An 18,506-nucleotide genomic window follows, 5' to 3' on the forward strand; every position below is an offset into this window, starting at 1 on the left:
GCGGCGCGGGCGCTACCGGCGGGTCGCCGCGACCCGCTATAAGGGGAGTCATGACTGCCGATGCCGGGCCCCCCGTCGACCCCGACGCGCAGGCGCTGCGCGCCCGCCTCGCCGAACTCGAGGCCGAGAACGACCGACTGCGCGCCACCCAGAGCACCGCCGTTCTCCCCGACCTCGCACCCGCGCCGCCCGCGGAGCGGCCCCGCGGGCGCTGGCGCGCGTTCCTGTCAGCGCTGTGCATCGTGATCGCCACGATCCTGGTGCCGGTGTCGATCGTCGCCGCGTGGGCACGGGTGGAGCTCGTCGACGAGACGCGCTTCATCGAGACGTTCGCGCCGCTGGCCGACGATGCCGACGTGCAGATGCTCGTGGCCGATCAGGTGACGGCCGCCATCGACGAATCGCTCGACCTCGAGGGGATCACCGACGACCTCTTCGACGGCCTGCAGAACCTCGACCTGCCCCCGCGGGCGCTGGCGGCGCTCGACCTGCTGCGCGCACCGGCCGCTCAGGGCCTGCAGGGGCTCGTGGACACCACCGTCATCCGCCTCGTGCAGTCCGACGCGTTCTCCGACGTCTGGGAGACGGCACTTCGCGCCAGCCATCGATCGCTCGCGGCGGTGGCAGCCGGCGGCACCGCCGAAGGGGCCGTCGTCATCGGCGCCGACGGCGAGCTCGGCATCCAGCTCGCTCCCGTCATCGAAGAGGTCAAACAGCGTCTCGTCGACAGCGGCGTCGGCTTCGCCTCGTCGATCCCCGTCATCGACCGCACCATCGTGGTGGCCCAGAGCGACGCGCTCATCGTCGTGGGGACGGTCTACAACATCGCGGTCGCCGTCGGGTGGTGGCTCCCGGTGGTGGCCCTCGCCCTGTTCCTCGTCGGCATCCTGATCGCCCGGCGCCGGTCGACCGCGGTGCTCGGAACCGGGGTCGGGATCGCCCTGGGCAGTGCCGTGCTGGCCGTGGGCCTGGCCATCGCCGGCAGTGTGCTGCAGCTGAGCGCGCCCGCCCTCGGCGTCTCGGCGTCCGCCCTGGCGTCGGTGTACGACCAGATCACGAACGCCATGCGCGACACGGCGGTCGTCCTGATGCTCATCGGCGCGATCATCGCGGTGATCGCGTGGATGTCGGGCCGCTGGCGCGGGGCCCGCGCATCGCGCGCGGCGGTCGCCTCGGTGAACGCGGGCCTGCGCGGCGCGGCGCAGCGACGCGGCGTCGACACCAGCTCCGTCGGCGCCTGGCTCTACGCCCAGCGACTGCTCGTGCGCATCGCGCTCGGTGTGCTGGGGGTCGTGTGGCTGCTGCTGCTGCGTCCCCTCTCGCTCGGCGACGTGTTCCTCGTGCTGGTCGTGTGGCTCCTCGCGTGGTGGGTCACCGAACTGCTGCAGCGACGCCCCGACGAGCGGTCGGACGCCGCGGATCCGGGCGAACCCGAGGCCGCGGCATCCGACCGGGAGACGGCGGCGACCTAGACCGGCGCGCCCACCTTCTCGCGACCGGCCCGCGCGGCGGTCACGAGGTTGCGCAGCGAGGCCACGGTCTCGTCGTAGCCACGCGTCTTGAGCCCGCAGTCGGGATTGACCCAGACGCGGCGCAGCGGCAGATCGGCCACCGCGCGGTCGAGCAGGGCCCCGACCTCGTCGACGGACGGCACCCGCGGCGAGTGGATGTCGTAGACGCCGGGGCCGACCCCCGCGGCGAATCCCGAGCGCGCGATGTCGCCGATCACCTCGCCGCGGCTGCGGGCCGCCTCGATGGAGGTGACATCCGCGTCGAGGGCGGCGATGGCGTCGATCACCACGTCGAACTCCGAATAGCACAGGTGGGTGTGCACCTGCGTCTGCGGCGACACACCCGAAGTCGCCAGCCGGAAGGAGTCGACCGACCACGCCAGGTAAGCCGGCTGGTCCGCCCGCTTCAGCGGGAGGAGCTCCCGCAGCGCCGGCTCATCGACCTGGATCACGCCGATGCCGGCGGCCTCGAGATCGGCGAGCTCGTCGCGCAGCGCGAGGGCCACCTGGTTCGCGGTCTCGGCCAGCGCCTGGTCGTCGCGCACGAACGACCACGCGAGGATCGTGACCGGACCGGTGAGCATGCCCTTCATGGGCTTGTCTGTCAGTGACTGCGCGTAGGTCGACCAGCCGACGGTGATCGGCGCGGGCCGCGACACGTCGCCCCACAGGATGGACGGACGCGTCGCGCGCGAGCCGTAGGACTGGACCCACCCGTTGCGGGTGACCGCGAAGCCGTCGAGGTTCTCCGCGAAGTACTGCACCATGTCGTTGCGCTCCGCCTCGCCGTGCACGAGCACGTCGAGACCGAGGTCCTCCTGCAGCGCCACGACGCGGGCGATCTCGTCGCGGAGGAAGCTGTCGTACTGGTCGGCGGCGAGCTCGCCGCGGGAGAAGCGCGCGCGGGCGCGCCGGATGTCCCCGGTCTGGGGGAACGAGCCGATCGTCGTGGTCGGCAGCACCGGGAGCCCCAGCGCCGCATCCTGCGCCTGCGCGCGGGTCTCGTAGTCGGTGCGCGCGAAGTCGGCCGCAGCGAGCGACGCGGTGCGCGGACGCACCGCTCCGTCATGCACCCCCGGAGCGCTCGCGCGGTCCGCGAGCGCGGCGGCCGCCGCCGCGAGCTCGAGAGCGATGGCGTCGCGCCCGTCGCGCAGTCCGCGGGCGAGCGTGACGACCTGCTCCGTCTTCTGGTCGGCGAACGCGAGCCAGGTCACCAGTCGCGGATCGAGGTCGGTCTCACCGCTGACGTCGTGCGGAACGTGCTGCAGCGACGTCGAGGTGCCGACGGCGATGGATGCCGCACCCCGCGCCGACAGGCGCTCGAGCTTCTGCCAGGCGAGGTCGAGGTCGCCGCGCCAGATGTTGCGCCCGTCGATCACGCCGCCGACGAGGGTCTTCCCCTCGAGGCCGGCCACCTGCTCGGGCACATCGCCGCGCGTGAGGTCGAGGGCGATCGCCTCGATGGGCGCCGCGGCCAGCGCGCGCCAGCCCTCGGGCGACAGCTGCGCGTAGCCGGCGGAGACGAGGATCGCGGGCCGGTCCGCGTGGCCGCCCAGCTCCGCGTAGGCCCGGTCCGCGGCAGCGGCGAGCGCGCCGGGCCCGGCGGGCAGGCTCTCGCTCACCAGCGCCGGCTCGTCCAGCTGCACCCATTCGGCGCCCGCCGCCCGCAGCGCGCGGAGCAGGTCGCGATAGGCCGCCACCACGTCGCCCAGACGCGTCAGCGGGTCGAAGCCGGCCGGCGCGGCATCCGTCGCCTTCGCCAGCGCCAGGAGGGTGACCGGCCCGACCAGCACGGGGCGCACCGAGACGCCGTCGGCCTTCGCCTCGGCGACCTGTCGCGCGAAGCGGTCGTTGGAGAGGGCGAACACCGTCTCGGGCCCGATCTCCGGCACGAGGTAGTGGTAGTTGGTGTCGAACCACTTGGTCATCTCGAGCGGGGCGGCGTCGCCCTCGCCGCGCGCCGCCGCGAACATCGCCGCCGACCCGATGGTGCCGTCGGGCTCCCGGCGGTGCGCGAAGCGCTCGGGCAGCGCGCCCACGCTCAGGGCGGCATCCAGCACCTGGTCGTAGAAGGAGAACGACTCGGGGATCGACGAATCCGTCCCGCCCAGACCGAGGGCGATCAGGCGCTCGCGGGTGGCGCGGCGCAGTCGCGACGCGGCCTCTTCGAGGCCGGTCGCGTCGAGGGTTCCCGACCAGTGCGCCTCGACGGCGCGCTTGAGCTCGCGGTTCGGGCCGATGCGCGGATAGCCGAGGATCGTGCCGGACGGGAAGGACGGGCGGGGAGCGGTCATCGTTCTGCCTCCTGAGCAGCGGTGGGACGAGGGTCGGAGAGAAGGCCCGCCGCACCGAGCGTGGCGAGCACCGTGTCGTGGTTGTTGAAGGCGTAGAGGTGCACCCCGGGCGCGCCCCCGGCGAGCACGTCGCGGGCGAGGCCGGCGGCATGGGCGATGCCCACCGCGCGCTGTCCCTCGGCGGTCGTCTCCACCTCGAGGGCCACCGCCAGCTCACCCGGCAGCTGCTCGCCCGAGAGCTCGAGCACCCGCCGCAGCCGCGAGGGCGAGGTGATCGGCATGATGCCGGGCAGGATCGGGATGCCGACCCCGGCCGCCCGCGCACGCTGGACGAAGGAGAGGTAGTCATCGGCGTGGAAGAACAGCTGCGTGATCGCCATGGTCGCACCGGCGGCCTGCTTGGCCAGGAGCGCGTCGATGTGCTCCGTCGGGTAGCGGGAGCGCGGGTGGCCGTTGGGGAAGGCGGCCACCGCGATGTCGGCGCGCGGACGCCGCCCCACGCGCACCGCGTCGGGGACACCGGGGATGGCCGTCTCGGAGTACGGTGCGCGCTCGGCCTGAACGCGGTCGATCAGCTGCACGAGCTGGGCGGCGGACTCGAGATCGCCGAGGAAGACCTCGTCCTCCGACACGCCGGCGGGCGGATCGCCGCGCAGGGCGAGGAAGCTCGTGATCCCGGCATCCAGGAACTCCCGGATCAGCGCCGTCGCGGCCGCGTACGTGCTGCCCACGCAGGTGAGGTGCGCGAGCGGGGTGACGTGCGTCTCGTGGAGGATGTGCCGCAGCAGCTCCAGCGAGCGCCCGCCCGTCGATCCGCCCGCCCCGTAGGTGACGGAGATGAAACGCGGCCCGACCGCGGCCAGCCGCGCGATGGTCTCGTGCAGGGCGACCATTCCGGACTCCGAGCGCGGCGGATACACCTCGAACGAGATGGGCACAGGGGGTGCACTGAGATCGATCGTCATGTCGTGCTTTCGACGGAGAGGGACGGGAGGCCGGACGGCCGCGGACCGCGCGCAACCGGCGGGCCGGTCGGCGCAAGTGCATCGCGGGCGGGTGCCGGGCTCGGCTGTCGCTCCTGCCCGATCGATGACCGGGCGACGATGGCTCCACGGTAGCGGGGTGCGGGGGCCGCCCGCACCGCGTATGACGATGTGTTGCGTCGTCGGCGGGCGGCGTAGCGTGGAGCCATGTCATCGGCGTCGCCCTATGGTTCCTGGCCCTCTCCGCTGTCCGCAGCCGACGTCGCCGCATCGTCGCCTCGCATCGAGGGCGCCCGCTTCGTGGGTGACGAGGTGTGGTGGGGCGAGACCGTGCCGCACGAGGGCGGACGGACGACCGTGCGGCGGCGCGAGGGCGACGCTCCTGCCGCCGAGGTGCTGCCGATGCCGTGGAGCGCACGTTCTCGCGTGCACGAATACGGCGGCGGCGCCTGGACCGCGACCGACGACGGCACGCTGCTGTTCGTGGAGAAGTCCGACCAGCGCATCTACGCGATGCGCCCCGGCGACGCACCCCGCGCCCTCACCCCGCCCGCCGACGACACGCGCTACGGCGGGCTCACCTGGCAGCAGGGCACGCTCATCGCGGTGCAGGAGGTGCACGGCGACGGCCCCGTTCCCCGTCGCGCGCTCGTGTCGGTGGGGCTCGGCGAGACATCGCGGGTGACCGAGCTGGTCGCCGACAGCGTCTTCCTCGCGCAGCCCGCCCTCTCCCCCGGAGCCACGCATCTCGCCTGGGTGGCCTGGGATCACCCCCACATGCCGTGGGACCGCACCGAGGTGCGGGTGGGCCGGCTCGAAGAAGGCACCGTCATCGAATGGACCACCGTCGTCGGCGGCGGCGCGGCCGAGACGGCGCCGCTGCAGCCCGCCTGGCTCGGCCCCGACGACCTCCTGGTCGTCGACGACCCGACCGGACGCTGGAACCTCTGGCGCGTGCACCTGTCGGCCGATCTCGCCCGCCGCCCGGTCGCCCCCGCCGACGCCGACACCGGCGGCGCGCTGTGGGGGCTCGGACTGCGGTGGCACACGCCGATCTCCGGCGGCCGCATCGTCGCGGTGCGCACCGACGGCGCCGATGAGATCGCGATCGTGGATGCCGCCACCGGCGCGGTCGCACCCGTGTCGACACCTCTCACCTCGGATGTGAACATCGAGGACGCCTCCGGCTCCCGGGTGCTGGTGACAGGATCGGGCGCCGAGGTGTCCGCCGGGCTCTGGGTGCTCGACGCCGATCGGCCCGACGTGCTCGTCGAGGTCGCGGGCGGCCGTGCCCCGTGGGGACGCGAGTGGATGCCACGCCCGCAGTCCGAACGCTACGACGGCCCCCATGGTGTCGTCCACGCGTTCCGGTACCCGCCGACCAATCCCGACGTGGTCGGCCCCGACGACGAGCGCCCGCCCTACATCCTCTTCGTGCACGGCGGGCCCACCGGCAAGGTGGGACCGGCCGCCAGCGCGAGGATCGCCTACTTCACCAGCCGCGGAATCGGCGTGCTCGATGTGAACTACGGCGGCTCGACCGGGTACGGGCGCGCCTACCGCGAGCGGCTGCGGGGTCAGTGGGGGGTTGTCGACGTGGACGACGTGATCGCTGTGGCCCGCGGTGCGGCCGCCGCCGGCCACGCCGATCCCGCACGTCTGGCCATTGCGGGCGGCTCGGCCGGCGGCTGGACGGTGCTGTGCGCGGTCACCCGGTCCGACGTCTTCGCGGCCGGCATCAGCCGGTACGGCGTGGCCGACCTCCGCCGCCTCGCCGCCGACACGCACGACTTCGAAGCGCGGTATCTCGACAGCATGGTGGGGCCGCTCCCCGAGGCCGAGCATCGGTACATCGAACGCTCACCGCTGTCGCGACTGGAGAGTCTGCAGACGCCGATGCTCCTCGAACAGGGCCTCGACGACCTCGTCGTGCCGCCCTCGCAGTCCGAGGCGGTGCGCGACGCCCTCGCCGCGAACGGCGTCGCGCACCGATACCTCGCGTTCGAGGGCGAGGGCCACGGCTTCCGCCGCGCCGACACCGTCGTGCAGACCCTGGAGGCGGAGATCGCGTTCCTGGGGAGCATCCTCGGGTTCACCCCGGCCGGTTCGGTCGACCTCGCCTCGGTGTAGGGCGGGCGCCTCGCCGGGCGCTCAGAGCGCGTAGCGCGACAGACGCGCAGCGAGGTGCGCCGAGACGTGCGCGTGGATCTCCGTGCCGCTCTCCTCGTGCGACTGCGACACGATGATGCCCTGCTCGTGCACCGCCGAGACGAGGTCGCCGCGGTCGTAGGGCACGAGCACGCGCAGTTCGACGGCGGGAAGAGGGAGCGTCTCCTCGACCAGCTCGCGCAGCTGCGCGATCCCCTCGCCCGTGCGCGACGACACGAACAGCGCACCGGGCACCAGACCGCGCAGCAGCAGTCGCGTGTCGTCGTCGACCAGGTCCGCCTTGTTGAAGACGACGATCTCGGGGATCTCGCGGGCTCCGACATCGCCGATGACATCGCGCACCGTCGCCAGCTGGGCCGCGGGGTCGGGGTGCGAGCCGTCGACGACGTGCACGATGACGTCGGCCTGGCCGACCTCCTCGAGCGTCGAGCGGAACGCCTCCACCAGCTGGTGCGGGAGGTTGCGCACGAAGCCGACGGTGTCGGTGAGGGTGAAGACCCGGCCGTCCGCCGTCTGGGTGCGCCGCACCGTGGCATCCAGCGTCGCGAACAGCGCGTTCTCGACGAGCACCCCGGCGCTGGTGAGCCGGTTGAGCAGGCTCGACTTGCCGGCGTTCGTGTAGCCGGCGATCGCGACGGACGGGATCGTGTTGCGCTTGCGCTCGGCGCGCTTGGCGTCGCGGGCGGGAGCGAAATCTCGGATCTGACGGCGCAGCATCGCCATGCGGGTGCGGATGCGACGACGGTCGAGCTCGATCTTCGTCTCACCGGGACCGCGCGAGCCCATGCCCGCGCCGCCGGCGCCGACCTGGCCACCGGCCTGACGGCTCATCGAGTCACCCCAGCCGCGCAGGCGCGGCAGAAGGTATTCGAGCTGCGCGAGCTCGACCTGGGCCTTGCCCTCGCGGCTCTTCGCGTGCTGGCTGAAGATATCGAGGATGACGGTGGTGCGGTCGATGACCTTGACCTTCACCACGTCTTCGAGCGCACGGCGCTGGCTGGGCGCGAGCTCGGTGTCGGCGATCACGGTGTCGGCGCCGACGGCGGCGACGATGTCGCGCAGCTCCTCGGCCTTTCCGCGGCCGACGTACGTCGCCGGATCCGGATGCGGCCGACGCTGGAGCACACCGTCGAGCACGACCGCCCCGGCGGTCTCCGAGAGCGCGGCGAGCTCGCGCAGCGAGTTCTCGGCGTTCTCGGTCTCACCCTGCGGGTGCACGCCCACCAGCACCACGTTCTCGAGTCGCAGCTGCCGGTACTCGACCTCGGTGACGTCCTCGAGCTCGGTGGAAAGACCCGGCACGCGCCGCAGCGCGGCACGCTCTTCGCGGTCCCACTGCTCGCCGTCGGCATCGCCGCCGGCGGCCGTCGTCGTGTCCTGCAGCGCCTGTGCGGCGCCACCCTCGGAGAAGACGCTGACCCGCACCCCGGAACGCCCGTCGGCTCGCGCGAGCACCCGATCCACCGGGTCGATCGGCGTCTCGTCGGTGCTGTGGGGTGTCGTGGTGTCGGTCATGCGTTCCTTTCGGGCATCGGTGAATTCTAGCCTCCCGCGATGCGGGGCTCCTCCGCTACGCTCAACGCCATGGGGAGCGACCACTACTTCAGCGCGTCCCCCGCCAGCGCCGAGAATCTGCGACGCGTCCGCGTCGCGTTGGCCGGGCGAGACCTCGAGGTGACGACCGCGCGGGGCGTGTTCAGCCCCGACCACGTCGACCACGGCACCGGGGTGCTCCTGGCCAACGCGCCGGCCCCGCCGCCGGGAGGTCACCTTCTCGATCTCGGCTGCGGCTGGGGACCGATCGCATTGACGCTGGCGATGGAATCGCCGCACGCGACGATCTGGGCTGTCGATGTGAATGAGCGGGCACTCGATCTGGTTCGCCGCAACGCGGAGGATCTGGGCCTGTCGAACATCAACGCGTCGTTACCCGAGGATGTTCCCGACGGGATCTCGTTCCGCACGATCCGCTCCAATCCGCCGATCCGGGTCGGCAAGAGCGAGCTGCACAGTCTGCTCGAGCGCTGGATCCCCCGACTCGACGAGAGGTCCGACGCCTGGCTGGTCGTGCAGCGCAATCTCGGCTCGGACTCCCTCCAGCGCTGGATGGCGGGAACGTTCGAGAACGGGTACAGCGTGCATCGCGCCGCGACCGGTCGCGGGTTCCGCGTGCTGCGCGTGCGCCGGCACGGATCGCCGCCGAGCGGCCCGATCGACCTGCCGTAGCGTCCGCTCCACCCGGACTCCCCACGCGACCGCGCGCATGTCCGTGCCCGTGCGGGGATCCGGGGTTCAGGCGAGGGTGACCTCGCCCGAGTAGACGAGGGTCGCGGGGCCCGAGAGCAGCACGTGCCGCTCTGCGCCGACCTCCGGCATCCGCACCCCGAGGGTGCCGCCGGGAACGTCGACGCTCCAGCGGTCGGGCGCGGCCGATCCCGCCCAGTGACGCACCGCGAGGGCGGCCGCAGCGACGCCGGTGCCGCAGCTGAGGGTCTCCCCCACGCCGCGCTCGAACACCCGCATGCGGATGCGGCCCACACCCTCGTGCACCAGCGGGTCGGCCGGCACGACGAATTCGATGTTCGCTCCCGCCGGCGGCTCCGGGTGCAGCTGAGGCTGGGCGGCCAGATCGAGCCCCTCGAGCTCGCGGTCGTCGGGCAGGGCCACCACGACGTGGGGGTTGCCGACGTCGATGCCGACACCGGGGCGGGGCGCTCCCCCACCGCGCGTGCGCACGAGCACATCATCGGCCTCCACCCGCCAGGTGCCGAGGTCGACTTCGAAGCCGAGATCGCTGCGGGTCACCGTCTTGACACCGGCGCGCGTGCCGATGCGCAGCGGCGCGGCATCCACCTCCGCCCAGCCGACGTCGACCAGGTAGCGGACGAACACCCGCACGCCGTTGCCGCACATCTCGGCCTGAGAGCCGTCGGCGTTGCGGTAGTCCATGAACCATTCGACCCCGGACGCCGCGGCGTCGGCCCCGTCGTCGATGCTGCCCGCGCGCACCACCCGCAGGATGCCGTCGCCGCCGATGCCGAAGCGCCGGTCGCAGAGCACCGCGACCTGATCGTCGGAGAGGTCGAGCGCTCCGTCGGGGTCAGGGACGATCACGAAGTCGTTTCCCGTGCCGTGGCCCTTGGTGAACGCGATCGTCTGCGGCATCCCTTCAGTCTATGGGCGTCCGCCCGCAGCGCTCCGCGTGGCGGGTTCACGCCATGGCATGCATTCGTCACGCAGATGGACGGCGCGGGACCCCGACGGCGTCGATCATGAGACCGACCGAATGGAGATCCCATGTTCCCCCGCCCGCGCGCGATCCGCAGCGGGACGGCCCTGGCCGTCACCGCGCTTCTGTGCTCCGCCATCGCCCCGGCCGCCATGGCCGCGGAGGTGCCGGCGAGCACCCCCACCGGCATCGACCCCACTGCCCAGCCGGTGAGCTTCACGCTCGTCACGGGCGATGTCGTGCACGCCTACGTCACCGTCGACGGAGCCCTGACGGCTCCCCGCCTCGAGAGCACGGACGGGGAGGAGCTGTGGTCGACGTGGATCGACGGCGACAGCACCTACGTCGTCCCCGCCGACGTCCAGGCGCTCGTCGAGGACGGCACCCTCGACCCGCGACTGTTCGACATCGCCGGACTGTGGGCGGACGGCTTCGACGACGCCTCGATGGACAGCCTCCCGGTCATCGTGGAGTACGCCGACGGCACCGCCGCACGTGCCGCCGTCAAGGGCGCGCTCGTGACCGCCGAGCTCGACGCCATCGACGCCGACGCCCTGTCGATCAGCAAGTCGCGCGCCGCCGCCGCGTGGGCCGCCCTCCAGCCCGCAGCCGGAGCGCGTTCGGGCGCGGGCGTGGAGCACATCTGGCTCGACGCCAAGGTCGAGGGCGCCTCCCTGCTCGACGGCCTCGAGCCGACCGTTCCGCTGACCGGTGCCACGGTCGCCCACGAGCTCGGCTTCGACGGCTCGGGCGTCACGGTCGCCGTGCTCGACACCGGCTTCGACCAGCAGCACGCCGACCTCACCGGCCGTGTCGCGCAGAGCCGCTCGTTCGTCACCTACAGCGGCCAGACCATCCAGGACCGCAACGGCCACGGGACCCACGTGGGCTCGACCGTCGCCGGCACCGGGGTCGCCTCGGACGGCGTGTACGCCGGCGTCGCGCCCGGCGCCGACCTGCTCGTGGGCAAGGTGCTCGCCGACGACGGCAGCGGACTGACCTCGTGGATCCTGCAGGGCATGCAGTGGGCCGTCGACTCCGGCGCGGACATCGTGTCGATGTCGCTCGGCAACTCCAGCTCCACCTCGTGCGTCGGGCCCGACGTGAACCTCGTCGAAGCGCTGTCGGATAGCGCGCTGTTCGTCATCGCCGCCGGCAACGAAGGCCTCCGCGGCCAGGTGTCCACCCCGGGCTGCGCACCGTCGGCCCTGACCGTCGGGGCCGTCGACCGCGACAACGCGACCGCGTCGTTCTCCAGCCGCGGCCCGGCCGTCGGCGGAACCGCGGCCAAGCCCGACATCGCCTCGCAGGGCGTCGACGTCGTCGCCGCCCGGGCGGGTGGCAGCGACGAGCTCGCCTACGCCGCGTACTCCGGCACCTCGATGGCCACGCCGCACGTCGCGGGCGGCGCCGCGATCGTGCTGCAGGCGAACCCCGACCTGACCCCGGCCGAGCTCAAGCGCGTGCTCACATCGTCGGCGGCGCACACCGAGGCATCCGTGCTCGAGCAGGGCGCGGGGCCGATGGACGTCGCGCGGGCCGTCGCGCAGCCGGTGCAGGGCGTGCCGAACAGGCAGCTTGCCTCGTTCGCGTACCCGCAGCGGAACCTCGCCGCCACGACCCGCAGCATCGCGCTCACCAACACGTCGGACGCCGACGTGACGCTCGATCTCGCACTCCACGCGTTCGGCGACGACGGCAGCAGCGTGCCGCCTACGATGTTCACGCTCGGGATCAAGCAGAAGCGCCTGGTGGTTCCCGCCGGCGGCTCCGTCGACGTTCCCGTCGTGATCGACCCCAGCGTCGCGCTCGACCCGAATGACTACGGCACCGTCACCGGCCGCCTGGTCGGAACCGGCGCCGGCGATGTCGTGGTCACCGTGCCGTTCTCGGTGCATATGCAGGTCCCGACCTCCCCGGTCACCGTCATCACCAAGAACCGCCTGGGTGATGGCCCCGACTCGGTCTCGTCGTTCCAGATGATCGACACCCGCCGCGGCACCGGTTCGCGCTACACCACCGGCAACGGCAGCCTCACCCTGGCGCTGCCGCACGGCGTCTACGACGTCGCCGGCATGCTCATGACGCGCGACGCGGCGGGCAACCAGGGTCAGGTGGATTCGGTCAGCCTCGTCTTCAAGCGCAGCGTGAAGATCGCCGGACCCACGACGATCGTCCTCGACGCCCGCGAGGCGAGCGAGCTGGCGTTCAAGGCCGACAAGGCGGCCGAGCCCCGCGGCTTCTCGCTCGGCTACACGTACGGCCTCACCACCGACGGACGCGTCAAGACCGGTGTGCTCACGACCATCCCGTCGTACGTGAAGCACCTGTACACGACCCCGGGCAGCGTGGACGGCGCGTTCACCTTCTCGGCCACCGCCCGCCTCGTGGCCCCCGGAGTCGCGCTGACCTCCTCGGGCGGACACACGGTCGACGACCTGGCGGTCGCGAACGCACCCGAGTTCGACGGCGTCGGCTCGGCACCGCTGCTGCACATCGGCGCGGGCACGGCGGCGAACCTCCAGGCCGCCGACGTCGCGGGCAAGCTGCTGCTCATCGATGCGAACCCGGCTGTGCAGGGCGGCAACCCGGTGCTGTGGAACCAGCAGCTGCGCAACCGCGGTGCCGTGGGCGTGCTCGCCTACTCCACCAGCACCGAGGGTCGCATCTACCTCAGCGGCACGGGGGTGTCGATGCCGATGGCCTCGATCACCGCCGCCGACGCGCGCGCACTGCAGGCGGAGCTCGCCGCCGGTCCGGTGACGATGAGCTGGAAGGGATCGGCCGCGAGCAAGAGCCCGTTCGTCTACAACCTCGCGAGCGTCATGGACGCGAAGATCCCGACGGGCATTCAGCGCGTGAAGGACAGGGACCTCGCCACCGTGCCCACGCAGTACTACTCGCAGGGGCTCGACTCCCGTACGTGGTACTCGGACCTGGCGCTCGAACTGCCCGGCGCGCCGTCGGTCTACGCGAGCGGCACCATGCTGCCCGTGCAGGCTCCGCTGGAGCGTGTGGAGTACTACACCGCGTCCCCCGACGTGCCGTGGACGACGATCACGCGTATGACGACGAACCTCGCCAGCGCCGCCTCGTTCGAAGGTCCGCGCGCCTATACGCCCGGCTCGACGGCGCCCACGTCGTGGTTCCGGACCCCGCTCGGCTCCGGCGGCAACACCTACGGCACCGCGCTGGTCGATCGCGACCTGAACGACCTCCGCATGTCGATGTCGGTGTGGAATGACGCCGCCGGCCACGACTCGGTCGGACTGGCGTTCTCGGACACGGCGACGCGACGCGTGTGGGTCGACGGCGTGCTGGCGCCGATCACCCCCACCGGCACGTACACGGTGCCGTCGGAGGCCGCGCAGGTGCGCATCGAGAAGACGTTCACGCGTCGCCTCTCGACGACCGAGACGCTCGGACTCGCGTTCCTCACCAACTGGACGTTCGAGACCGACCGCGCCGATCAGGGCGCTCAGGGGCTGCTCCTGCCGGTGGTGGAGATCCCGATGGAGCTCACCAACCGCGTCCCGGAGGGCACCGCTGCCGAGATCGTGCTGAGCGCGATGTCGGATGCCACCGATGAGCGCGCCGATCTGTCGTCGGTCACCCTCCAGTACGCCACGGGCACGGCCACGACCGTCGCGGGCGTCACCGGCTGGACCGACCTGCCGGTGAGCGCGAACGCCGACGGCACGTGGAGCGCCACGGTGCCCGCCACCCTGCCCGCGGGAGCCTACGTGCACCTGCGCACGGTCATGACGGCTCAAGACGGCTCGACGGTGGAGCAGACCATGGTGCGCTCGTACCAGGTCCGCGCGCGCTGAGCCCGACCCGCGGAGAGAGGCGCCCCCGACTTCGGTCGGGGGCGCCTCTTCGTCGTGCGGGGGTCGGCATCCGACCGATCCGGCAGCGTCAGCGGGATGCCGCGACCCGAGGTGTCAGGAGGCGGTCGGGATCAGCGTGCCGGCGTCAGCTTGGGGCGCCACCCAGGCGATGTCGGGGTACCGCTTGAACCACGAGACCTGACGCCGCGCGTAGCGACGGGTGAGCGCCTGGGTCTGTGCGATCGCCTCGGCTTCGGTGAGCGCCCTGTCCAGCTGCGCGAGACCTTGGGCGTAGCCGATCGCTCGGCGTGCGGTGATGCCCTCCTCGAGACCCCGCTCGCGCAGCGCCGCGACCTCGTCGATGAGCCCCGCCGCCCACATCCCCTCCACCCGCGCATCGAGGCGGGAGACCAGCTCTGCACGGTCCACGTGCACCCCGACGATCCGCGTCGGGTTGTGCCAGAGCACCGGGGCATCGGGCAGGGACGCGCCGTGGGTGCGCTCGCCCTGCGCGAGCACCTCGAGCGCGCGCACGATGCGCCTGCCGTTCTTCGGATCCACCCGCGTCGCGGTTGCGGGGTCGGCTTCTCGCAGCCGGGCGTACAGCACCCCGGGACCGTGCTCCTCGAGTTCGGCCTCGAGCTCGGCACGGAGCCGGTCGTCATGCGGCGGGAAGCGGAAGTCGAAGACGACGCTCGAGACGTACAGGCCCGATCCGCCGACGAGGATGGCGTCGGCGCCCCGGTCGTGGATCGCGGTGATCGTCTCGCGCGCCGTCTGCTGGTACCACGCGACCGCCGCCTCGTCGACGATGTCGAGGGCGTCGAACAGATGATGCGGGATGCCGCGCCGCTCGCTCTCGGGCAGCTTCGCGGTGCCGATGTCCATGCCCCGGTACAGCTGCATGGCGTCGGCGTTGACGATCTCGGCCGGGACGCCGCGCGCGATCAGCTGCTCAGCGAGATCGAGCGACAGGGCGGTCTTGCCGGTACCTGTCGCCCCGACGATCACCCACAGTCGGTGGTCGTGCGTCATCGCGCGGACTCAGGAGTCGCTGCGGAGCGTGGGGATGCCCAGACCCACCATGCGTCGGCCGTCGGCGCCCACCGCCGCCGGCGCGGGCGCCGGGACGCCGCAGGACTCCGCCTGGCTGCGGTCCCACGCGTCTCCGGAGCGGGTGCGCCGGATGCGCAGGGGCGCCCCGTCGGTGGAATCGGCGAGGAGATGGAACGGAGCGGCGTGCGTGACCACCACCGAGACGATGTCGCCCGGCCGCGGCACGGCCGACCCCGCCGGCACCTCGAAGTGCACGAGCCGGTTGTCTTCGGCACGACCGGTGAGGCGGTGCGTCTCCGCGTCCTTCTTGCCCTCGCCGGTGGAGACCAGCACCTGAAGCTCGCGACCGAGCTGCGCCTGGTTCTCCTCCAGGCAGATGCGCTCCTGGAGTGCCACGAGGCGCTCGTACCGCTCCTGCACGACGTGCTTGGGCACCTGGTCGGGCATGGTGGCCGCCGGCGTGCCCTCGCGGATCGAGTACTGGAAGGTGAACGCGCTCGCGAAGCGGGCCTGCTCCACGACGCGCATCGTCTCTTCGAAGTCCTCGTCGGTCTCGCCGGGGAACCCGACGATGATGTCCGTGGAGATCGCGGCGTGCGGGATGCGATCGCGCACGCGGTCGAGGATGCCCAGGAACTTGTCGCTCCGGTATGAGCGGCGCATCGCCTTGAGGATGCGATCGCTGCCGGACTGCAGTGGCATGTGCAGCTGCGGCATGACGGCAGGGGTCTCCGCCATCGCGTCGATCACGTCGTCGGTGAAGGCGGCGGGGTGCGGGCTCGTGAAGCGGATGCGCTCGAGGCCGGGGATCTCCCCCGCCGCGCGCAGCAGCTTGCCGAAGGCCTGGCGGTCGCCGAACTCCACACCGTAGGAGTTGACGTTCTGCCCGAGGAGGGTGACCTCCATCGCTCCGTCGTCGACGAGCAGCCGGATCTCGTTGAGGATGTCGCCCGGGCGACGGTCCTTCTCCTTGCCGCGCAGGTGCGGCACGATGCAGAAGGTGCACGTGTTGTTGCAGCCGACCGAGATCGACACCCAGCCGCTGTAGATGCTGTCGCGCTTGGTGGGCAAGGTCGAGGGGAAGATCTCGAGGGACTCGAGGATCTCGAGCTCGGCCTCCCCGTTGTGGCGGGCGCGTTCGAGCAGGCTCGGGAGCGACCCCATGTTGTGAGTGCCGAACACGACGTCGACCCACGGCGCCTTCTGCTGGACCGCGTCCTTGTCCATCTGCGCCAGGCAGCCGCCGACGGCGATCTGCATGCCCTTGTGCTTGTCCTTGCGGGATTTGAGATGTCCGAGCGTGCCGTACAGCTTGCCCGCGGCGTTGTCGCGAACAGCGCACGTGTTGATGACGACGACGTCGGCCTCCTCGCCGGCCTCCGCCCGCACGTAGCCGGCGCTCTCCAGAGAGCCGGACAGTCGCTCGGAGTCGTGCACGTTCATCTGGCAGCCGAACGTGCGCACCTCGTAGGTGCGCGCACGGCCGTCGGCGTCGATCGCGGCCTCAGAGGGCGCGATGAACGTCGGGGAAGCGGATGGGGTCGACGACATGATGGGCCCATTCTACGAGCCGCAGGGTGGATGCCGGCTGAACCGCCGCTTCAGCGAAAGCGCACCCCGCCCCCGCTGCGCTGCTCCTTCAGCGCCGCGCGGGCGGCATCCATCGCCACCGGCCCCGGGTACCCGCGACGTGCGAGCTGGCCGACGAGCCTGCGCAGCGCGGTGTCGTCGTCGACGCGGTCGAGCTGACGCACCTTCGTGCGCGCGAACTCGAGGGCGCGCTCGGCGTCGTCGTCGGGAAGGGAGGCGATCGCCTCGTCGGCGACCTCGCGCGGGATCCCGCGCTGGGCGAGCGTCTGTGCGATCGCCTTGCGCCCCTGTCCCTTGCGATCGAGGCCGACGTGCACGAGCTGCTCGGCCAGTGCGGTGTCGTCGAGATATCGCAGATCCACGAACCGGGCGATCACGTGATCGACCGACGCCGCGTCGAGGTCGCGCTCCGACACGACGGCACGCGCCTCCTTGACGGAGAGCTGACGCGTGCGGAGTCTCCGCAGGAGCGTCGTCTCGGCGATCTCCGCCTCGACGTCGGCGCACGCATCTGCATCAGGGCCGTCGAACGGCTCGTCGTCGTGCTCGTGGCCCGGTCGACGCACCCCGCGCGACGCGGAACCGAAGAGCGGGATCACGGGGGCGAGGTCGTCGCCCCCGTCATCCTCGACGAAGTGCACCATAGCGGGATCAGGCGGGACGTCGGGCCGCGAGCTCGTCGGCTCCGGCCTCGACCGCTGCGCCCTTGGGCACACCGATGCCGAGCTTCGTCTTGATCTTCGACTCGATCTCCGCGGCGACGTCGTCGTTCTTGATCAGGAAGTTGCGCGCGTTCTCCTTGCCCTGACCGAGCTGCTCGCCGTCGTAGGTGTACCAGGCACCGGACTTCTTGACGATGCCGTGCTCGACGCCGAAGTCGATCAGGCTGCCCTCTCGGGAGATGCCGACGCCGTAGAGGATGTCGAACTCCGCCTGCTTGAACGGCGGCGCCATCTTGTTCTTGACGACCTTCACGCGGGTGCGGTTGCCGACCGCCTCGCTGCCGTCCTTCAGCGTCTCGATGCGACGGATGTCGAGGCGGACCGACGCGTAGAACTTGAGCGCCTTACCGCCGGCCGTCGTCTCGGGCGAGCCGAAGAACACGCCGATCTTCTCGCGCAGCTGGTTGATGAAGATCGCCGTCGTCTTGGTCTGGTTGAGGCCACCGGTGAGCTTGCGGAGGGCCTGCGACATGAGTCGCGCCTGCAGACCCACGTGCGAGTCGCCCATCTCGCCCTCGATCTCGGCCTTGGGCACCAGGGCGGCGACGGAGTCGATCACGACGAGGTCGATGGCACCCGAGCGGATGAGCATGTCGGCGATCTCGAGCGCCTGCTCACCGGTGTCGGGCTGTGAAACCAGCAGCGCGTCGATGTCGACGCCGAGCTTCTGGGCGTAATCGGGGTCGAGCGCGTGCTCCGCGTCGATGAAGGCGGCGATGCCGCCGGCGCGCTGCACGTTGGCGATGGCGTGGAGGGTCAGCGTGGTCTTACCCGACGATTCCGGTCCGTAGATCTCGATGATGCGGCCGCGCGGCAGGCCGCCAACGCCGAGGGCGACATCGAGGGCGATGGAGCCGGTGGGGATGATCTCGACCGGAGCGCGCTCATCGCTGCCCAGGCGCATCACCGAACCCTTTCCGAATTGACGGTCGATCTGGGCGAGGGCCGATTCGAGGGCCTTCTCGCGGTCAGCGGGTGAGGGCATGCCGTGCTCCTTCTGCACTCTGTCCGGTCGCCGCGGCGGCGTCACCGGAGTCTCCGTCGCCTGTAGGCTGTCGCGCTCCCCTCCGGTTGGAGAGGATGCTGCGACAAGGCGTGGGGTGTCGTTCGACGCTGCTCACG

At 71.8% G+C, this 18,506-nt stretch carries 12 protein-coding genes; 4 read left to right on the top strand and 8 right to left on the bottom strand.

Features of this window, described 5'->3' with window-relative positions; translation table 11 throughout:
• Nucleotides 1-50 precede the first annotated feature (50 nt).
• Complete coding sequence (locus HQM25_RS10780) at nucleotides 51-1,472, top strand: hypothetical protein (protein WP_172990229.1); 1,422 nt, start codon at nucleotides 51-53, stop codon at nucleotides 1,470-1,472.
• Here the strand turns inward: HQM25_RS10780 and metE are convergent.
• Together metE and HQM25_RS10790 are read right to left on the bottom strand one after the other, a co-directional pair.
• On the bottom strand, nucleotides 1,469-3,805 hold the full coding sequence (gene metE / locus HQM25_RS10785) for a 5-methyltetrahydropteroyltriglutamate--homocysteine S-methyltransferase (protein ID WP_172990230.1): 2,337 nt from the start codon (nucleotides 3,803-3,805) through the stop codon (nucleotides 1,469-1,471). The two genes, HQM25_RS10780 and metE, sit on opposite strands and share 4 nt — an antisense overlap.
• Nucleotides 3,802-4,770, bottom strand: coding sequence for a methylenetetrahydrofolate reductase (locus HQM25_RS10790; RefSeq protein WP_172990231.1), 969 nt, complete (start codon nucleotides 4,768-4,770; stop codon nucleotides 3,802-3,804). Before HQM25_RS10790 ends, metE begins: the two co-directional genes overlap by 4 nt.
• 225 nt (nucleotides 4,771-4,995) lie before the next feature.
• Between HQM25_RS10790 and HQM25_RS10795 the strand changes: the two genes are divergently transcribed.
• Nucleotides 4,996-6,918, top strand: a complete 1,923-nt coding sequence (locus HQM25_RS10795; protein ID WP_172990232.1) for a S9 family peptidase — start codon at nucleotides 4,996-4,998, stop codon at nucleotides 6,916-6,918.
• A gap of 21 nt (nucleotides 6,919-6,939) precedes the next feature.
• Here the strand turns inward: HQM25_RS10795 and hflX are convergent, their stop codons facing one another.
• The gene (gene hflX / locus HQM25_RS10800; protein ID WP_172990233.1) at nucleotides 6,940-8,472 is read right to left on the bottom strand and encodes a GTPase HflX; all 1,533 of its coding nucleotides are present in this window, start codon (nucleotides 8,470-8,472) and stop codon (nucleotides 6,940-6,942) included.
• Between the two features lie 69 nt (nucleotides 8,473-8,541).
• On the opposite strand from hflX, the gene HQM25_RS10805 reads away from it, so the two are divergent.
• A complete protein-coding gene (locus tag HQM25_RS10805; protein WP_172991627.1) occupies nucleotides 8,542-9,183 on the top strand; it encodes a class I SAM-dependent methyltransferase in 642 nt (213 codons plus the stop codon).
• A gap of 66 nt (nucleotides 9,184-9,249) precedes the next feature.
• On the opposite strand, the gene dapF is transcribed toward HQM25_RS10805, so the two are convergent.
• Nucleotides 9,250-10,122, bottom strand: a complete 873-nt coding sequence (gene dapF / locus HQM25_RS10810; protein WP_172990234.1) for a diaminopimelate epimerase — start codon at nucleotides 10,120-10,122, stop codon at nucleotides 9,250-9,252.
• 132 nt (nucleotides 10,123-10,254) lie between these two features.
• On the opposite strand from dapF, the gene HQM25_RS10815 reads away from it, so the two are divergent.
• Entirely contained in the window at nucleotides 10,255-14,016 is a 3,762-nt protein-coding gene (locus tag HQM25_RS10815; protein ID WP_172990235.1) for a S8 family serine peptidase, read from the top strand.
• Nucleotides 14,017-14,130: 114 nt separating this feature from the next.
• Here the strand turns inward: HQM25_RS10815 and miaA are convergent, their stop codons facing one another.
• Genes miaA through recA form a run of 4 tightly spaced genes read right to left on the bottom strand, consistent with a single transcriptional unit; the run spans nucleotide 14,131 to nucleotide 18,369 of the window.
• On the bottom strand, nucleotides 14,131-15,051 hold the full coding sequence (gene miaA, locus HQM25_RS10820; RefSeq protein WP_172990236.1) for a tRNA (adenosine(37)-N6)-dimethylallyltransferase MiaA: 921 nt from the start codon (nucleotides 15,049-15,051) through the stop codon (nucleotides 14,131-14,133).
• 9 nt (nucleotides 15,052-15,060) lie between these two features.
• On the bottom strand, nucleotides 15,061-16,623 hold the full coding sequence (gene miaB, locus HQM25_RS10825; RefSeq protein ID WP_172990237.1) for a tRNA (N6-isopentenyl adenosine(37)-C2)-methylthiotransferase MiaB: 1,563 nt from the start codon (nucleotides 16,621-16,623) through the stop codon (nucleotides 15,061-15,063).
• A 50-nt stretch (nucleotides 16,624-16,673) separates the two neighbouring features.
• Entirely contained in the window at nucleotides 16,674-17,306 is a 633-nt protein-coding gene (locus HQM25_RS10830) for a regulatory protein RecX (protein ID WP_172990238.1), read from the bottom strand.
• Between the two features lie 7 nt (nucleotides 17,307-17,313).
• Entirely contained in the window at nucleotides 17,314-18,369 is a 1,056-nt protein-coding gene (gene recA, locus HQM25_RS10835) for a recombinase RecA (protein ID WP_172990239.1), read from the bottom strand.
• Nucleotides 18,370-18,506: the final 137 nt, after the last annotated feature.

The organism is Microbacterium hominis, from assembly GCF_013282805.1.
Lineage (GTDB): Bacteria > Actinomycetota > Actinomycetes > Actinomycetales > Microbacteriaceae > Microbacterium > Microbacterium hominis_B.